16 protein-coding genes are annotated in these 17,700 nt (G+C 72.6%); 5 read left to right on the forward strand and 11 right to left on the reverse strand.

Annotated features, from left to right (window positions below; genetic code table 11):
- Nucleotides 1–56: 56 nt before the first annotated feature.
- The 11 genes from MMF94_RS38000 to MMF94_RS38050 all read right to left on the reverse strand — a co-directional run bounded on the left by MMF94_RS38000 (nucleotide 57) and on the right by MMF94_RS38050 (nucleotide 11,472).
- Nucleotides 57–1,340: an amidohydrolase gene (locus MMF94_RS38000; protein ID WP_241042324.1), complete on the reverse strand. Its 1,284-nt coding sequence runs from the start codon at nucleotides 1,338–1,340 to the stop codon at nucleotides 57–59.
- Nucleotides 1,327–2,943: an N-acyl-D-amino-acid deacylase family protein gene (locus MMF94_RS38005; protein WP_241042325.1), complete on the reverse strand. Its 1,617-nt coding sequence runs from the start codon at nucleotides 2,941–2,943 to the stop codon at nucleotides 1,327–1,329. Before MMF94_RS38005 ends, MMF94_RS38000 begins: the two co-directional genes overlap by 14 nt.
- A 56-nt stretch (nucleotides 2,944–2,999) precedes the next feature.
- Entirely contained in the window at nucleotides 3,000–3,920 is a 921-nt protein-coding gene (locus MMF94_RS38010; RefSeq protein ID WP_241042326.1) for an ornithine cyclodeaminase family protein, read from the reverse strand.
- Entirely contained in the window at nucleotides 3,917–4,918 is a 1,002-nt protein-coding gene (locus MMF94_RS38015; protein ID WP_241042327.1) for a proline racemase family protein, read from the reverse strand. Before MMF94_RS38015 ends, MMF94_RS38010 begins: the two co-directional genes overlap by 4 nt.
- 2 nt (nucleotides 4,919–4,920) lie before the next feature.
- A complete protein-coding gene (locus MMF94_RS38020) occupies nucleotides 4,921–5,829 on the reverse strand; it encodes a dihydrodipicolinate synthase family protein (RefSeq protein WP_241042328.1) in 909 nt (302 codons plus the stop codon).
- On the reverse strand, nucleotides 5,826–7,256 hold the full coding sequence (locus MMF94_RS38025) for an NAD(P)/FAD-dependent oxidoreductase (protein ID WP_241042329.1): 1,431 nt from the start codon (nucleotides 7,254–7,256) through the stop codon (nucleotides 5,826–5,828). The genes MMF94_RS38020 and MMF94_RS38025 overlap by 4 nt, the downstream gene beginning before the upstream one ends.
- A complete protein-coding gene (locus MMF94_RS38030) occupies nucleotides 7,237–7,515 on the reverse strand; it encodes a (2Fe-2S)-binding protein (RefSeq protein WP_241042330.1) in 279 nt (92 codons plus the stop codon). Before MMF94_RS38030 ends, MMF94_RS38025 begins: the two co-directional genes overlap by 20 nt.
- Entirely contained in the window at nucleotides 7,512–8,675 is a 1,164-nt protein-coding gene (locus MMF94_RS38035) for an NAD(P)/FAD-dependent oxidoreductase (protein WP_338104416.1), read from the reverse strand. The genes MMF94_RS38030 and MMF94_RS38035 overlap by 4 nt, the downstream gene beginning before the upstream one ends.
- A 62-nt stretch (nucleotides 8,676–8,737) precedes the next feature.
- Nucleotides 8,738–9,808 carry a DUF2891 family protein gene (locus MMF94_RS38040; protein ID WP_241042331.1) on the reverse strand — a complete coding sequence of 357 codons (1,071 nt, stop codon included), beginning with the start codon at nucleotides 9,806–9,808 and terminating at the stop codon, nucleotides 8,738–8,740.
- Nucleotides 9,792–10,778, reverse strand: a complete 987-nt coding sequence (locus MMF94_RS38045) for a DUF979 domain-containing protein (protein WP_241042332.1) — start codon at nucleotides 10,776–10,778, stop codon at nucleotides 9,792–9,794. Before MMF94_RS38045 ends, MMF94_RS38040 begins: the two co-directional genes overlap by 17 nt.
- The gene (locus tag MMF94_RS38050) at nucleotides 10,765–11,472 is read right to left on the reverse strand and encodes a DUF969 domain-containing protein (protein ID WP_241042333.1); all 708 of its coding nucleotides are present in this window, start codon (nucleotides 11,470–11,472) and stop codon (nucleotides 10,765–10,767) included. Before MMF94_RS38050 ends, MMF94_RS38045 begins: the two co-directional genes overlap by 14 nt.
- Nucleotides 11,473–11,923: 451 nt before the next feature.
- Between MMF94_RS38050 and MMF94_RS38055 the strand changes: the two genes are divergently transcribed.
- The 5 genes from MMF94_RS38055 to MMF94_RS38075 all read left to right on the forward strand — a co-directional run.
- Nucleotides 11,924–12,877: an ABC transporter permease gene (locus tag MMF94_RS38055; RefSeq protein WP_241042334.1), complete on the forward strand. Its 954-nt coding sequence runs from the start codon at nucleotides 11,924–11,926 to the stop codon at nucleotides 12,875–12,877.
- The gene (locus tag MMF94_RS38060; RefSeq protein WP_241042335.1) at nucleotides 12,874–13,782 is read left to right on the forward strand and encodes an ABC transporter permease; all 909 of its coding nucleotides are present in this window, start codon (nucleotides 12,874–12,876) and stop codon (nucleotides 13,780–13,782) included. The genes MMF94_RS38055 and MMF94_RS38060 overlap by 4 nt, the downstream gene beginning before the upstream one ends.
- Entirely contained in the window at nucleotides 13,779–14,774 is a 996-nt protein-coding gene (locus MMF94_RS38065; RefSeq protein ID WP_241042336.1) for an ABC transporter ATP-binding protein, read from the forward strand. The genes MMF94_RS38060 and MMF94_RS38065 overlap by 4 nt, the downstream gene beginning before the upstream one ends.
- Nucleotides 14,771–15,784 (forward strand): ABC transporter ATP-binding protein, encoded by a 1,014-nt coding sequence (locus MMF94_RS38070; protein ID WP_241042337.1) that lies wholly within the window; start codon nucleotides 14,771–14,773, stop codon nucleotides 15,782–15,784. Before MMF94_RS38065 ends, MMF94_RS38070 begins: the two co-directional genes overlap by 4 nt.
- Nucleotides 15,781–17,700, forward strand: a 1,920-nt coding sequence (locus MMF94_RS38075) for a gamma-glutamyltransferase family protein (protein ID WP_241042338.1), incomplete at its 3' end; no start/stop codon positions are given. The genes MMF94_RS38070 and MMF94_RS38075, both read left to right, overlap by 4 nt.

Consider the following 17,700-nt stretch of genomic DNA (forward strand, 5'->3'; position numbering starts at 1 on the left):
ATCTCGCGGCGATCTCGCCGCACCCCTTGGCGGGATGCCGGGCCGCCCGCTCGGGCTCAGACCGCGGGCACGCCGGGGCCCAGCCAGATCGCGGCCGCGGTCAGCATCGCCTCGACAGCACGTCGCAGGGTCGGCTCGAGGCCGGTCGGGACGAACTCCGGCGAGTGGCCCCCGGGGGCACGCCCGGCGGTCACCGCTACCTGTGGCCGCTGCGGGCCGTCGGGGAAGAGCGCCGGGTCGAACCCGCCGAAGTTCCAGAACACCGACGGCACCCCGGCGGCCTCGGCGAAGCACCCGAAGTCCTCGCTGCCCGTCTTGGGGGTGGTCTCGTGGACGTGGTCCGCCCCGAACGCCTCGCTGAACGCCGCCATCACCTTCCGCGTCGCCTCGACGTCGTTGGTGAGCACGGGGAAGCCGTTGATCGGAGCGATCTCGGGCGCCCTGGGCGCTCCGGCCGCCGCGGCCTCGGCCTGCACGATGCGCGTGATCGCGGCCAGCACGTGCGACCGGACGTCCGGATCGAAGGTGCGCACGTTGACCTTGAGCTCCGCCTCCGCGGGGATGACGTTCTCCTTGCGGCCCGCGTGGATGGCGGCGACCGTCACCACGGCCACGTCGTTCGGCGCGACCTCCCGCGCGACGATCGTCTGCAGCCGCATCACGATCGACGCGGCGATGACGACGGGGTCGATCGTGGTGTGCGGGGCCGATCCGTGCCCGCCGCGACCGTGGACGGTGATCCGCAGGCTGTCGGCCGCGGCCATGAACACACCGGGGCAGGCGTACAGGTGGGTGCTGGGCGCCGAGGTGATGTGCTGTCCCAGCGCGACGTCGAAGCGCGGGAACCGCTCCAGGAACCCGTCGTCGAGCATGGCGCGGGCACCGCCCCCGACCTCCTCCGCGGGCTGGAGGACCGCGAGCACGGTGCCCGACCAGTCCCCGCGGCGCGCGGCGAGTTGCTCTATCGCGCCGACCAGCGCGGTCATGTGGGTGTCGTGCCCGCAGGCGTGCATGACCGGAGCGGCGAGCCCGTCCTGGTCGATGCCGGTGGCGCGGCTGCGGTAGGGCACCTTCTCGATCTCCTGGACCGGCAGCGCATCCATGTCGGCCCGCAGCAGCACGGCCGGCCCCTGCCCGTTGCGCAGCACTCCGACGACGCCGGTGCCGCCCACCCCGGTGGTCACCTCGAACCCGGCGGCGGCGAGCCTGCCCGCCATCACCGTCGCAGTGCGCTTCTCCTGGAACGACAGCTCGGGGTGCTCGTGCAGGTCGCGATAGAGCGCCTCCAGGTTCGGTAGTCGATCTTCCAGGCCTGCGATCAGATCTTCAGCTCGGGTCATGGTGATGCCGAATCCGTCCCTTCTCACTCACTGTGCGCACGACCTGCCCCGCCGCGGCGCCCGTGGGTGCGCCGTTCTCCCATATGGGCTGCCCCCGCAGGAGCGTGTGGATCACGCCCTCCGCCAGCTGCCACGGTTCGGAGAAGGTCGACGGGTCGCCGACCCGGTCCGGGTCGAAGCAGGCGATGTCGGCGACGGCACCGGGACGCAGCACGCCGCGGTCGGTCCAGCCCAGCCGCGACGCGGGGAGCGAGGTCATCTTCGCGACAGCCGTCGGCAGATCCAGCAGTCCTTCGTCGCGGGTGTAGCGGCCCAGGACCCTGACGAACGTGCCGAAGCTTCGAGGGTGCGGCATTCCGTCGCCAGGGCAGCTCAGTACCCACCCGTCACTCGCGACGGCCACCGCGGGGTCGGCGAGCGCCGTGCGGACGTCGTCCTCCGCCATCCCGTGCATGATGATCGACACGGTGCCCCGCTGGCCGCGCAACACCTCCAGCATCGCGCGGGCGGGCGTCTCCCCGATCGCCGCGGCGATCGTGGCGAGGTCCTGGCCCACGAACCGGTGGAACGGCCCCTCCGGGGTGTCGGCGACGACGATGCGCGGGGCCAGGAACGACCACATGTCGTCGGCCTCCAGCTCCGCGACGATCCGGTCGCACACCCCCGGGTCGGACAGCCTGCGCAGCAGCTCCGGCACGCCGCCCTCCATGCTCCAGGCCGGCAGCCGTGTGGTGAGAGTCGTGCTTCCCGCCGCGTAGGGGTACTGGTCGGCGCGGATGTCGACGCCGTCGCGGCGAGCCGCGGCGATCTGCTCCATCGCAGCCGCGACCCGCCCCCAGTTGGCCGGTCCCACCGCCTTCAGATGGGAGATCTCGACCCGCACGCCCGTGCTCCTGCCGACCTCGATCGCCTCGTCGATCGCGCTGTCGAGGTAGTCGCCCTCGTCGCGGATGTGCGTGGAGTAGACCCGCCCGAACCGAGCGGCCTCGGCCGCGACGGCCGCGAGCTCCTCCGGCGCCGCGTACGACGCGGGGGCGTAGATGAGGCCGCTGGACAGGCCGGCGGCGCCGTCGGCGAGAGCCGCCCGTGCGAGCTCACGCATCCGCGCGAGCTCCGCGTCGTCCGGCCGCCGGTCGTCGAGGCCGAGCACGGCGATCCGCAGCGCCGAGTGGCCCACCTGCGGGGCGATGTTGACGCCGAGCGGGAGCCGGTCGACGGCGTCTGCGTACTCCCCCGCGGTCGACCACTCCCACGTCAGGCCGTCGTCGAGGAAGTCACCATGGGAGCGCAGCTCCTCGGCGTGCTCGGGCACGACGGGGAACGGGGAGAACCCGCAGTTGCCGGTGACCAGCGTGGTGACGCCCTGCGCGGACTGGGTGACGGCCTCCGGCGCTGCGAAGACGGTGTAGTCGGCGTGCGAGTGCAGGTCGATGAAGCCGGGGCACACCACGGCACCCGAGACGTCGAGGTAGCGCTGCCCCTCGCTCCGCGCGATCCTGCCGATCTCGGCGATCCGGCCGTCGCGGATGCCGACGTCGGCGGACCGCGCGGGAGCGCCGGTGCCGTCCACGACCGTGCCGCCCTTGAGCACAAGATCATGCACCGCGGATCTCCTCCTTGAGCCGTGACGACACCTTCCGAGGAAGCTACACAGCAAGATCAGACGGCCGCATGGACTTCGGCGGCGAGCACCAGGTCCTCCCACGCCATCCCGACGCTCTTGAACAGTCGCGGCCGGGACGGCGGAACGACCACCACGCCCCGGGCGACGTCCGCCAGACCGACGAGTGTGCCGGGGTCGAGCAGGCCTGCCTGCACCGGCCCGATCACGTCGCCCGCCTCCCGCAGCGCCGTCATCCGGTCCTCCACCACGACGGTGCAGGCGCACACGGTGGTCGCGTCGACCTCGGCCGCGTCCGGCTCGTGCGAGCCCACGGCCACCACGGTGGCGCGCGGGTGCAGCAGTGCGCCGTCGAACAGCGGCGTGCGGGCAGTGGTGGCGCAGACGACCAGATCGGCTCCTGCCACGTCTGCGGCCGTGCCCACGCGGGCCGTGAGTCCCTCCCCCGCCGCGGCGTCGGCGAACGCACGTGCCCGGCCCTCGTCACGGCCCACGACGACGACCTCGTCGACCGGCCGGACCGCGCGCACCGCGGCGAGGTGGCTGTGCGCCTGCGGCCCCGAGCCGAACACGACGAGCCGCCGCGCGTCCGGCTCGGCGAGCAGGTCGACGGCGACGGCCGACACCGCCGCGGTGCGGATCGCGGTGAGCGACACCGCGTCGACCACCGCGAGCGGCCTGAGCGTCTCGCCGTCGAGCAGCAGATAGGCACCCTGGATGCGCGGCAGGCCGCGCTCGGGGTTGCCAGGCGCGACAGTGGCCAGCTTGACGCCCGCGTACCTGCCCCAGTACGCGGGCATCAGGAGCAGCTGTCCGTGCGGTACCGGCACCACGGAGCGGGCAGGACCCGCTGCCGGGTCGAGCCCGCCGCGCAGCGCGTCGCGGATCGCGGCGATCGCGACGGGCATCGCCAGCGCCCGCTCGACCGCCGCGCCGTCCAGCGCCGCGGGCACCGTCACAGCTCGAAACCCTCCGGGAACGGGTCGGCGGGGTCGAGGAAGTACTGCGCTGTACCGGTGATCCAGGCCCGTCCCGTGATCGTCGGGACGACCGCGGGCAGGACCCCGACGGTCGTCTCCTCCACGAGCCGCCCGATGAAGTGGGTGCCGATGAACGACTCGTTGTCGAAGTCGGTGTCCATGGGCAGCTCGCCGCGGGCGTGCAACTGCGCCATGCGGGCGCTGGTGCCCGTGCCGCACGGCGAGCGGTCGAACCAGCCCGGGTGGATGGCCATCGCGTGCCGCGAGTGCCGCGCCGTGGAACCCGGTGCGGCGAGGTAGACGTGGTGACAGCCTGCGACCTCGGGGTTCTCCGGGTGCACCGGGCGGTCCTTCGCGTTGACGGCGTCCATCATCGCGAGCCCGAAGTCGAGCAGCCGCTGCTTCTCCGCCCGGTCGAACGGGATGCCGACCTGCTCGAGGTCGAGGATCGCGTAGAAGTTGCCGCCGAAGGCCATGTCGTAGCGCACCTCGCCGTAGCCCTCCACCACCACCGTGCGGTCCAGGCCGAGCGCGAACGACGGCACGTTCCGCAACGTGACGGCCCGTGCGACCCCGTCCTCGACCGCCACGTCGGCGACCACGAGCCCGGCGGGGGTGTCGAGCCGGATCGTGGTGACCGGCTCGGTGACCTCCACCATCCCGGTCTCGACCAGCACCGTTGCCACGCCGATGGTGCCGTGGCCGCACATCGGCAGGCAGCCGGAGACCTCGATGAACAGCACGCCCCAGTCGGCGTCGGGCCGCGTGGGCGGCTGCAGGATCGCACCGCTCATCGCGGAGTGCCCGCGCGGTTCGTTCATCAGCAGCTTGCGCACGTGGTCGAGGTGCTCCATGAAGTACTGGCGGCGGGCGAACATCGTGGCGCCGGGAACCACCCCCATGCCACCGGTGATCACGCGCGTCGGCATCCCCTCGGTGTGGGAGTCGACGGCGTGGAAGACGCGTTTCGCGCGCATGGTCAGGTCAGTCCCTCGGCGACGGCCTTCTCAGTGGCCTGGCGCACCGTCTGTTCCTGCTCCGGGGTGAGCGGCACGCGGGGCGGTCGGCACGGGCCACCGTAGCGGCCCACGACGTCCATGCTCAGCTTGATGGCCTGCACGAACTCGGTGCGGGAATCCCACCGCAGCAGCGGATGCAGCGATCGGTAGAGCGGCAGCGCGACATCGAGATCCTTCGCCGTCGCAGCCTCCCAGAACCGCACCGTGGAGCGCGGCAGAGCATTCGGGTAGCCGGCGATCCAGCCCGGCGAGCCCGCGATCGCCAGCTCCAGCGCCACATCGTCGGCGCCACACAGGACGTCGAGCCCGGGCGCGAGCTCGGCGATGCGGTAGATCCGGCGCACATCGCCGGTGAACTCCTTGACCCCGACGATGAGCCCCTCGCCGTGCAACTCGGCGAGCAGCTCGGGCACGAGGTCGATCTTGGTGTCGATGGGGTTGTTGTAGGCGACGATCGGCAGGCCCGCCCTCGCCACCTCGCGGTAGTGCTCGACGACCGCGCGCTCGTCGCCGCGGTAGGCGTTGGGCGGCAACAACATCACCGCGGCACAGCCGGCCTCGGCGGCCTGCTCCGCCCACCGCCGCGCCTCTCCGGCCCCGTAGGCGGCGACACCGGGCATCACGGTGAAGCCCTCCGGCGCGGCCGCGACCGCCGTGGTCACCACCCGCGCGCGCTCCTCGGGCGTCAGGGTCTGGTACTCACCCAGCGAGCCGTTCGGGGTGACACCCTGGCAGCCCTGCTCCGCCAGCCAGGCCACGTGCTCGGCGAAGGTGTCGAAGTCGGGGGCGAGCACCCCGGACTCGGACGGCCGCAGCGGCAGAGCGGTGGCCACCAGAACTCCGTGCCACGGTCGAGTGGGTGCGGTCATCGGTCCTCCGGAAGGTCGTCGGTCGGGTCCAAACCTGCGGCGACGCTGCCGAGCGTCACCGGTTGCGCGATCGGGCGGGAGGCGGTGCCGAGGAGATCCTGAGCGGTGACGGCGCGGCCGCACTCCCGCGCCACCAGGCCCGCGGTGGCATACCCGCAGACCCGGCCCTGGCAGAGCCCCATCCCGGGGCGGGCCAGCAGTTTCACGGTGCGCGCCTCGGTGGCTCCGAGCTCGGTGACGGCCGCGCGGATCGCCGACACCGGCACCTCCTCGCAGCGGCACACCGTGGTATCTCCGGTGAGCCAGCCCGTCCAGCCGGTGGGAACCGGGTGCGCGTCGTGCATCGCGGTGGCGAAGGCGCGGAGCCGGTCGCGGCGGCGCCGCAGCCGGGCGAGCACGCCGGGATCGAGGTGGCCGCGCGCTGCGTGCAGCCCGGCCAGCTGCCCTTCCACCAGCGACAGCGCCGCCCCGCCGACCCCGCACACCTCGCCTGCGAGAAACACGTCGGGCTCGGACGCCTGCTGCCGGTCGTCGGCGACGGCCACCAGGCTGCCGTCGGCGTCGAGTCGCGTGGCGCAGCCCAGCTGCAACGGGATCTCCAGTTGTGGGGTGAAGCCGTAGCCGACGGCCACCGCGTCGCACTCCAGCACCCGCTCGGTGCCCGGCCGGACATTCCACCCGGCGTCGAGACGGGCGACCGTCACCGCATGCACGCCGTCGCCGCCGCCGTGTGCGGCGATCACCGCCGTGCGGGTCCGGTACTGCACGCGGTGGCGCAGCAGCGTGCGCGCGTAGCCCGCGCCCTCCGCGAGCTTGCCGACGTTGGCGAGCACCGCGGCCGGGTGGCGGGCGAAGCCGGTGGGCGCGCCCGCCTCGAAGACACCGACGACCTCGGTGCCCGCCTCCGCGAGCCCGGCCGCGACAGGCAGCAGGAACGGCCCGGTGCCGGCGACGACGACCCGTCGGCCCACCGCCACACCGTGGCCCTTGAGCAGGGCCTGCGCCCCGCCCGCCGTGTAGACGCCGGGCAGCGTCCAGCCGGGGAACGGGAGCTGGCGGTCGTAGGCGCCCGTGGCGACGACGAGCGTCCGGCAGCGGATCCGGCGGGAGACCGATCGGCCGTCCACAGTGGTCGTGGTGTGCAGGGTGACACCGCGGTCGGTGCGTTCGGCGTGCCAGACCGCGTGGCCACCGAGCAGGTCGGGTCCGGCAACTGCGGCGCGCAGCCGCCTCAGCTCCGGCCACTGGTGGTGGCCGGTGCCGTCGTCGCCGTCGCGGTGGCGCCAGAACTGCCCGCCCACCCGTGTGCCTGCGTCCACCAGCGCCGTTCGCGCTCCGGACGCCCGCGAGGCGACCGTGGCGGCGAGCCCGGCAGGCCCGGCGCCGAGCACGGCGACGTCGTAGCTCTCAGCCGGTGAGGTGCTCACGGCCCGTCCCCTCCTGACGCTCGACCCGGTCTCCCGGCCGCACCTCGGTCAGGCACGCCCGCTGGTTCGGCCTGCCGTTCACCATCACGAGGCAGTCGAAGCACACCCCGATGCCGCAGAACGCACCGCGCGCCTCGCCGCCGACGCGGGTGGTGCGCCACGACCGCCGACCCGCGGCGATCAACGCCGCCGCGATGCTCTGCCCCGGTGCGGCGATGAGCTCGGCGTCGTCGAAGACGAAACGGATCTCCGGCGTCATGCCACCTCCACGGTGAAACGGTCCGGCCGGAACGGGGCCAGGTCCAGGTCGGGCTTCTCGCCGGTGAGGACCTGCGCGATCAGATGGCCCGTGGCAGCGGACAGGCCGATCCCCGCCCCCTCGTGGCCGCAGGCGTGCACGAGGCCGGGTGCGCGCGGATCCTCGCCGATCACCGGCAGATGGTCCGGGCAGTACGGACGAAACCCCAGGTAGCTGCGCAGCAGCGTCACGTCGGAGAGGAACGGGAACAGGCCGATCGCCTGCGCGGCGAGCCGCTGCAGCACAGCGACCGAGACCGTGCGGTCGAAGCCCACCCGTTCCCGGCTCGCCCCGACGAGCACGGTGCCCGCCCGGGTGCCCTCGACGACCACCGACGTCTCGAGGCCCGCGTCGCCGCTCGCCACGTTGGCGACGTAGTCGGCGGAGTAGACCTTGTGGCGCACCACAGCGGGCGGCAGCGGCTCGGTCACGAGGATGAACCCCTTGCGCGGCAGCACCGGAACGTTCACCCCTGCCATCGCCGCCACCTCGCCGCCCCAGGTGCCCGCGGCGTTGATCGTGTACCGCGCGGAGATGTCCCCCGCGCTGGTCGTCGCCCCGATCACCGCGCCGTCCGGGCTCCTCCGCAGGCCGAGGACCTCGCAGCCGGTGCGCACGGTGGCGCCGCGGACGCGCGCCTGCCGCAACAGCTCGGCGGCCGCCAGCATCGGCTGCACCTGCATGTCCTGCGGGTAGTGCGCGCCGGCGCTCACCTCTCGCGTGAGGTTCGGCTCCAGCTCCGCCAGCTCCGCCGCGCTCACGTCGCTGACCTCGACGCCGTCTGCACGCTGGGCGGCCACCAGCCCGGCGAGGCCTGCGGCAGCCTCGGCGGTCTGCGCCACGACCACCCCGCCCTTGGGCTCCAGTTCGAGGCGATCGGCTCCGATGCGCTCGCCGAGCGCGGCCCACAGCTGCACGGACAGCAGCGCCATCTCGAGCTCGGCACCCGGCTCCTTGTCGGAGACGAGGATGTTGCCCTCTCCCGCGCTGGTGGTGCCCCCGGCGACAGGTCCGCGGTCGACGACCGCGACCCGCAGGCCGGCCTCGGCGCAGTGGTACGCGCACGCGGAGCCGACCATGCCTGCCCCGATCACCAGCACGTCCACAGTCACCACCGGCACCCCAGTACTATGTCACATTGCACGGGATTTCCGGGACATTTTCCCGACCGGGGCGCCGCCGATCAGCTCGCCCGCGCACTCCCCTCGATGGATTCCATCGCGACCCACGCGAACGTCGCGAGCCAGTGCGTCGAGTAGTACTCGTCCGAGACGCTCGCCGCGAGCCCCGCGCCGAGCAACGGCGGGACACTCGCCCGCAGTCTCCGTGCCAGCTCACCCGCGTCGCCGTCGTCGGGGAGAGCGCCGGCGATGCGCGTGGCCGCGCCCGCGCGGAAGAGGTCGAGGCCGTAGAGGTGGACCTGATGCCCGTCGCGCGCATCGAGCACGGTGACCGGGCGGAAGATCGGGCTCTCCGGTGCGGTGGCGCCGAGGAACCCGACGCACCACGAGACGTACTCCTCGGCTGGCAGCACGAGCCGCATGAGGTCGGCCTCGGCGAGGCCGGGCGAGAGGAAGTCCTGCCCGCTGCGCTCCCAGTCGGCGGGCCAGCCCCGGTCGCCCGCGAACCAGCGGCGCGCGGCGCCGGCACAGGCGGCCTCGAGATCGGCGAGCCCCAGCGTCCGCGCCGACTCGACGATCAGCGCGAGCGCGAAGGCCGAGTTCGAGTGCACACCGTGGCGCACCGGCTCGGGCACGCTCACCGTCCACGCCGCGACGAGCTCCGCCACCGTCCCTGCGAACGCGGCGGTCGCCGGTGCCAGCGCCCGGACCGCGGAGACCGGTGAGGTGGCGACCTCCGCGGCCAGCCGAAGGGCCCACGCCCAGCCGTACGGCCGTTCGAAGTGCGGGTGCGCGACCAGGTAGGCGGCTTCGACCTCCAGGTTGGCGGCGGTGAGGTTCTCCGCGAGGAGCGCCTCCAGCCGGGCGCCGACGGCCTCGTCGACGCCGAACGACAGCAGCCGCGCCGCCAGCCAGTGCATGTGCACGCACGAGTGCCAGTCGTAGGACGTGGCGAACGCCGGGTGCAGTTCGATCGGCAGTGCGCGGTCATCCGATCCCTGGGTCTCGTGCTGCGTGGCGTACGGGAAACGGCGCGACAGGTTCGCGACGACGACGGCAGCGAAACCGTCCGCCCAGCTCCGTCGGTCCGTCGGCGTCTCCGTGGGCAGCAACAACTCAGAATGCGACGACATACATCACTCCCATGTTCACCAGCAGCACGAGGCCTGCCGTCGGCAGTTGCGCCTTGATCGGGCCGTACTTGTCCTTCATCTCCAGCAGGGCGGCGGGAACGAGGTTGAAGTTCGCCGCCATCGGGGTCGCCAGCGTTCCGCAGAAACCCGAGAGCATCCCGATCGCGAATATCGGAGCCGGCGCGCCACCGAAGGTCTGCACGAGCACCGGCCAGCCGACCGCCGCCGTCATGATCGGGAACGCTGCGAAGGCGTTGCCCATGATGACCGTGAATGCGGCCATCCCGATCGCGTAGACGGCGACCGCCGCGAGGAGCGAACCCTCGGGCAGTACCCAGCCCGCGATCGTGCCGACCGCCTTGCCGACGCCCGCCTGCGTGAAGAGGCTCCCGAGCGTCGAGAGCATCTGCGGGAGCAACGCCGCCCAGCCGATCGCCTCCAGCAGGCGGCTGCTCTCGCGCAGCGGAACGCCGAGCGACGGCGGCGCGGCGGGCGACGGGGGCCGCAGCAGCCGCATCGCCACCACCAGCGCCACGATCGCGCTGATGCCCAGACCGGTCAGCGTGGCGCTGCCCTCGGCGAGCAGCGGCTCGCCCCCGATGCTGATCAGCGGGCCGACGAGAGCGATCAGCACCGCCACGATCGGCACGACCAGCGCGGGCACGAAGAGCTTGTTGCCGAAGCGCTCGGCGAGACTCGTGCGCTCCTCGGGGGTCGTGGTCCCGGCCTTACCCCTCCCGACACGGCCGAACCCGGCGAGCGCCACCATCACGAGCACCACGATGCCCAGCAGCCACGCGGGCGCCTGGCCGCTCTGCACGAACGTCCCGTAGAAGAAGCTGATGCCCAGGAGCCCCCAGAACGCGGCGCTGCCGAGGCGCCGCGGGTGCTCGGTGTCGCGCAGGATGTGGACGGCGATCGCCACGAAGAACGCGCCGATGAGCCAGTAGAGCCATTCAGCTGTCAGCACTGGCCGTCTCCTTCTCCTGAGCCGGCGCAGCGGCCATGCGCGTGAGCTTGCGGTCCAGCCACAGCAGTTGCGGGGCGTGGATCAGCAATGCGGCGACGCCGGTCGGGATCGCCCAGAGCGCGAGGTCGATGGGTTCGAGGGCGAGGCCGTAGGTGGTGTCGACGAAGCTCGTGATCAGCAGGATCGAGCCGATCGCAACGAAGATGTCCTCGCCGAAGAACACGCCGACGGTGTCGGCAGACGACGCGTAGCCCTTGATCTTGTCTCTCATCCGCAGCGACAGCGGGCCGTACCGCTCCAGCGCCGCCCCTTCGGCCATCGGGTAGATCAGTGGCCGCACGGTCTGCGCCGGGCCGCCGATGCTGTTGAGCCCAACTGCGGCGGTGACCTGCCGGATGATCATGTACCCGGCGAGGATCCGCCCGGTCGTCATGGCCTTGAGGCGGGAGATCAACCGCTTCGCCTGCTCCTGGAGCCCGTAGCGCTCGATCAGTCCGATCACCGGCAGCACGATCACGAACGTCGTGACCGATCGGCTGCCCGCGAAGCCGGTGCCGAAGGCGTTGAGGATCTCGACCGGCCCGATCCGGGCGATCGCAGCGGTGGCGATACCGGCGACGGTGACCACCAGCAGCGGGTTGATCCGGAGTGCGAACCCGACGACCACGAGTCCCACGCCGATCAGGACGTACATGCTTCCCCGATTCGATCTTCACGAATGTGGCATGTGATATTGCACTTTCGTCAGACAGTCCGGCAATAGTCGCCCCGCGGGAGAAACCGGATCGTCACAACGCCCGTCGCCGCCCCTGTGGGCCTCACACCCGGAAGCCCGCAGGTCGGGCAGTACGCGGGCGGCATCGGCGTCCACGAGAGGTCGACGTCGCCGTCATCTGTTCGTTACAACGAACGCTGGGAGCGGTAGGTGAGGGCCGACTGGGCCGTACGTCCCGTCGTGGACCACTATCGGCGCAAGGTGTTGACTCTCCGTATCAAGATCCCTAGCCTCCCGTTCACTTTATCGAACGACGGCGAGGTCAGACATGCCATCACAGCCGGACGTGAGACGGGCAGCCGCGAGCAGGCCGGTGCGTCCCGGGACTCCGCACCCGCGCTTCGCGCCCTCCGGTACGACGGGCTGACGGATGGGCGTCTTCATCGTGCGGCGCGTGCTCGCCGCCCTGCTCACGCTGTTCATCGCGAGCATCGTCGTGTTCCTGGGAGTGCGCGCGCTGCCCGGTGACCCGGCGCTGGTGCTCGCCGGGGAGAGCACCGACGAGGCCACGCTGGCGGCGATCCGCGAGCAGTTCGGGCTCGACGACCCCCTGCCCGTGCAGTACTGGAACTACGTCAGCCAGGCGGTGCAGGGCAATTTCGGGCTCTCCACCCGCGACCGCATCCCGGTGGCCCAGATCATCATCGAGCGGCTGCCCGTCACGATCGAGCTGACGGTGCTCGCGGTGATCGTCGGCCTCGCGATCGGCGTGCCTGCCGGGATCGCGTCCGCGGTCCGCCGCGGCGGCCCGGCCGACTACGCCGCCACGGGACTGGGCCTGTTCGGGCTGTCGGTCCCGCATTTCTGGCTCGGGTTGCTCGCGATCCTGGTCTTCTCGGTGACGCTGCGCTGGCTGCCGGCGTCCGGGTTCGTGGGAATCGCCGAGGACCCGCTGGAGAACGTGCGGCGGATGGTGCTCCCCGCGGTCGTGCTGGGCACGGGGTTGTCGGCGGTGCTCATGCGCCAGACGAGATCGGCGTTGCTGGGCCAGCTCTCCGCCGACTACGTGCGCACGGCGCGCTCGAAGGGCGTGTCCCGGCCACGCGAGGTCCGCCACGCCCTGCGCAACAGCCTCACCACCGTGGTCACCGTGCTCGGCCTGCAGCTCGGTGCGCTGATCAGCGGCGCCGTCGTGACAGAAACGATCTTCGTGATCCCCGGGTTCGGCAAGTTGATCGTCGACGCCGTACTGGCGCGCAACTACCCGGTGATCCAGGGCGCCGTGCTCGTGACCGTCGCCGGGTACGTGCTGATCAACCTGCTGGTGGACCTGACCTACGCCTATCTCAACCCGCGACTGCGTCTCACCGGAGCGTCGACATGACCGACCCCAGCGGACCGCTCCTTCTCGAGGAGGCCGCCGACAGCGTGGCACCGCCCCCGGCGGCCACGGCCTCGCGCTGGCAACGCATCCGCCGCCGGTTCCTGCGCCGCAAGCTCGCGATGCTGGGCCTGGTGCTCGTCACCGCGTTCGTGTTGCTCGCCGTGATCGGGCCCCTGCTCACCGGCGATCCCGAGGAACAGGACTTCTCGACGACGCTCGCCGGGCCGTCCGCCGCGCACCTGCTGGGCACCGACGACCTCGGCCGCGACGTGCTGTCCCGCATCGCGCACGGCGCGCAGGTCTCGCTGCTGGCCGGGGTGCTCTCCACCACTCTGGCCCTGCTCCTCGGCGTGCCGATCGGGTTCCTCGCCGGCTTCTACCGGGGATGGCTCGACCCGGTGATCATGCGGATCAACGACGTGCTGCTGGCCTTCCCGTTCCTCGTGTTCGCGGTGGGGCTCGCCGCCATCCTCGGGGCGTCGCTGCGCAACGTGGTGATCGCGCTGGCGGTGGCCCAGATCCCCGCGGTGGTGCGAATCGCCCGCGGTGAGGCGCTGATGCTGCGCGACCAGGACTTCGTGGCCGGTGCGATCGCCGACGGCGCCCGCGACAGCACGATCCTGGCCCGCTACATCCTGCCGAACACCATGAACGTGCTGATCGTGCAGGCGACCGTCGCGATCCCGGGCGCGATCATCGGCGAGGCCACGCTGAGCTTCCTCGGCCTCGGTGTGCAACCCCCGACCCCGTCGTGGGGAACGATGCTCACCGACGCCCAGCAGTACCTGTCGCAGGCGCCGCAGCTCGCGCTGTTCCCCGGCCTCGCGATCGCGATGGCCACGCTCGGGTTCAACCTCCTCGGCGACGGACTGCGCGACGTCCTCGACCCGCGGAGCACCCGGTGACCGCCGCCGGACCGCTCCTCGACGTACGGGACCTGCGCGTCACGTTCGCCACCGACGACGGCCCCGTGATCGCCGTGAAGGACGTGTCGTTCACCCTGGATCGGGGCGAGATCCTGGCTCTGGTCGGCGAGTCCGGCTGCGGGAAGTCCGTCACCGCGATGGCGGTGCCCCGGCTGCTGCCCGACGGCGACGTCACGGTGGAGGGCACCGTCACGCTCGACGGCGTCGAGCTCACGTCGCTGCCGGAACAGCGGATGCAGGAGCTGCGCGGCAAGGACGTCTCGGTGGTCTTCCAGGAGCCGATGACCTCGCTCAACCCCGCGTACACCATCGGCCGCCAGATCGGCGAGGTGCTGCAGCAGCACGAGCGGCTCAGCAGGCGTCAGGTGCGCGAGCGCACCGTCGAGCTGCTCGCCCTGGTCGGCATGCCGGACGCACGCCGCCGTGCCGACGCCTTCCCCCACCAGCTCTCCGGCGGCATGCGCCAGCGCGTGATGATCGCGATCGCGGTGGCCTGCAACCCGAAGGTGCTCATCGCGGACGAGCCGACCACCGCACTCGACGTCACCGTGCAGGCCGGCGTGCTGGACGTGATCCGCAAGCTCCGCGACGAGCTGGGCACCGCGGTCGTGCTCATCACCCACGACCTCGGCGTGGTCGCCGACGTCGCCGACCGCGTGGTGGTGATGTACGCGGGCAGGCGCGTGGAGCAGGCGCCGGTCGCCGAGGTGTTCGCACGTCCGCAGCACCCCTACACCGTCGGCCTGCTGGGCGCCCTGCCCGGCCGGGCCCGGCTGGTGGACGGCAGGCGACGGCTGACGGAGATCCCCGGGCTGGTACCCGCGCCCACGTCCGACCCCGACGAGTGCCAGTTCCACCCCCGCTGCCCGCGCGCCACCGATGCCTGCCGCGGCACCCGGCCGCTGCTGGAGCCGAAACAGGCAGGGCACCTGGCGGCCTGCCACCACCCCGGCCCGGGAGGTATCCAGTGACCGGCGAGAACCCCGTGCTGGTCGTGCGCGACCTGCACAAGCACTTCGCCGGCGGGTCACGGCTGCGCGGCGGCCGGCACACCGTGCGTGCCGTCGACGGCGTCGATCTCACGATCGCGCCCGGCGAGGTGCTCGGCCTGGTGGGCGAGTCGGGCAGCGGCAAGTCGACGGTGGGTCGCTGCATCGCGCGCCTGGAGACGCCGACGTCGGGCACCGTCGAACTGCTGGGCCGCGATGTCTCGCGGATCAGCCGCCGGGAGATGCGGCCCGTACGGCGTGACGTGCACGTCGTCTTCCAGGACCCCTACTCCTCGCTCAACCCGCGCATGACCGTGGGCCAGATCGTCGGCGAGCCGCTGCGGCAGCACGGCGAGGGCGAGCGCCGCGACCGGACGCGGCGGGTGGGCGAGATGCTGGAGCGAGTGGGGCTGCGCGAGCAGATGCGCACCCGCTACCCCCACGAGCTGTCGGGCGGGCAGCGCCAGCGAGTGGCGCTGGCCAGAGCGCTGGTGCTCGGCCCGCGGCTGCTGGTGGCCGACGAGCCCGTGTCCGCACTCGACGTCTCGGTGCAGGCCTCGATCCTCAACCTGTTCCTGGACCTGCAGCGCGACCTCGGCTTCTCGTGTCTGTTCATCACCCACGACCTGTCGGTCGTCGAGTTCATCAGCGACCGGATCGCGGTGATGTACCTCGGCCGGATCGTGGAGACGGCACGCCGGGAGACGCTGTTCGCCGATCCCCAGCACCCGTACACGCAAGCGCTGCTGTCCGCGGCGCCCGTGCCCGACCCGGCCGACGTGAGGCGCCGGGAGCGGATCGTCCTCAGCGGCGACCTCCCCAGCCCGTCCGATCCCCCGTCCGGCTGCCGGTTCCACACCCGCTGCCCGGTCGCGATCGACCGCTGCGCCACCGACAACCCGCCGCTCACGGGCGTCACGGCACCGGACCACCCGGTGGCGTGCCACCTCGTGACCGCGGAGTCCGGACGGCCGCGGGTGGCCGCGCCATGACCGCAACGAACGACCGGAAGCCCGACAAGAGGAGTCCCGTGTTCACCACCCGTCCCGAAATCACCGGCGACATCGGCATGGTCGCGAGCACCCACTGGCTGGCGTCGTCGGCCGGGATGTCGGTGCTCGAACGCGGTGGGAACGCCGCCGACGCCGCTGTGGCGGCCGGGTTCGTCCTGCAGGTCGTCGAACCGCACCTGAACGGGCCGGGCGGCGAGGTGCCCGCGCTGGTCTGGGACCCGGGCACCGAGGACGTGACGGTCCTGTGCGGTCAGGGCGTCGCGCCGCAGGCGGCGAACGTGGGTGTGTTCGCCGACCTCGGGCTCGACCTCGTGCCCGGCACGGGGCTGCTCCCGGCCGTGGTCCCGGGCTCCTTCGGCGCCTGGCTGCTGATGCTCGAGCGCTGGGGCACCTGGCCGCTGCGGGACGTGCTGGAACCCGCCGTGCACTACGCCGAGCACGGCCACCCGATGCTGGAGCGGGTGTCGCACGCGCTCGGCACGGTCGCCGAGATGTTCACCAGCCGCTGGCCCACGTCGGCCGCCACCTGGCTGCCGGGCGGAGCCGTGCCCGCACCGGACGCCCGGTTCGCCAACCCCGTGCTGGCCCGCACCTACAAGCGGCTGATCGAGGAGGGTGAGGCTGCGGGCGGGAGCCGCGAGCGGCAGATCGCCGCGGCCCGCGACGCCTGGTACCGCGGGTTCGTCGCCGAGGCCGTCGGCGAGTTCTGCGCGGACACCGAGGTCGTCGACACGTCGGGGCGCGCGCACTCCGGGCTGCTCACCGCCGACGACCTCGCGCGCTGGGAGCCGACGTTCGAGAAGCCGGTGACGCTCGACTACCACGGCTACACGGTGTGCAAGACGGGCCCGTGGGGGCAGGGCCCGGCGCTCCTGCAGCAGCTCGCGCTGCTCGACGAGCTGGATCTGGCCGCCGCCGAACCTGGCTCGGCCGACTGGGTCCACACGATCGTCGAGACCGCGAAGCTCGCCATGGCCGACCGTGAGGCCTGGTACGGCGACCCGAACCACGTCGACGTGCCGCTCGCCGACCTGCTCGATCCCGCCTACGCCGCAACCCGCGCGAAGCTCGTCGGCGCCGACGCGTCGTACGAGCTGCGGCCGGGCTCCCCCGGGGGACGGACACCCCGGCTGCCCGGCGCCCGCGCGACCGGCGTCGCCGCGGCGGTCGCGGCGGGCGTCGGGGAGCCGACCCTCACCCCGGACGGTGAGGTGCGCGGCGACACCTGCCACATCGACGTCGTCGACCGGAACGGGATGATGATCTCGGCGACACCGAGCGGCGGCTGGTTCCAGAGCTCGCCGACGATCCCCGCGCTGGGGTTCTGCCTGTCGACGCGCGGCCAGATGTTCTGGGCCGAGGACGGGCTGCCGGCCACGATCCGGCCCGGCGCCCGCCCGCGTACCACCCTCACCCCGTCGTTCGCGCTGCGTGAGGGCAAGCCCTGGCTCGCCTTCGGCACCCCGGGCGGTGACTACCAGGACCAGTGGTCGATCCAGCTGTTCCTGGCCATCGTGCACGGAGGGATGGGCCTGCAGCAGGCCATCGACTTCCCCATGTTCCACACGGATCACGTCCGCAGCTCCTTCTACCCGAGGGAGGCGGTGCCGGGCTCGCTCGTCATCGAGGACCGGCACGCACCGGACGTGCTGGCCGATTTGCGCGCCCGCGGCCACGACGTGCAGGAGGTCGACGGCTGGTCGCTGGGACGGCTATCCGCCGTGGCCCGCGACGGCGAGTGGCTACGCGCGGCCGCCAACCCGCGCGGCTCCCAGGGCTACGCGGTCGGGGGGGGGGGGGGGCGCCCCCCCCCCCGGGGGGCCCCCCCCCCCCCCCCCCCCCCCCCCCCCCCCCCCCCCCCCCCCCCCCCCCCCGCGCCCCCCCCCCCCCCCCCC

The sequence above is a fragment of the Pseudonocardia alaniniphila genome, from assembly GCF_022524485.1.
Taxonomy (GTDB): domain Bacteria; phylum Actinomycetota; class Actinomycetes; order Mycobacteriales; family Pseudonocardiaceae; genus Pseudonocardia; species Pseudonocardia alaniniphila.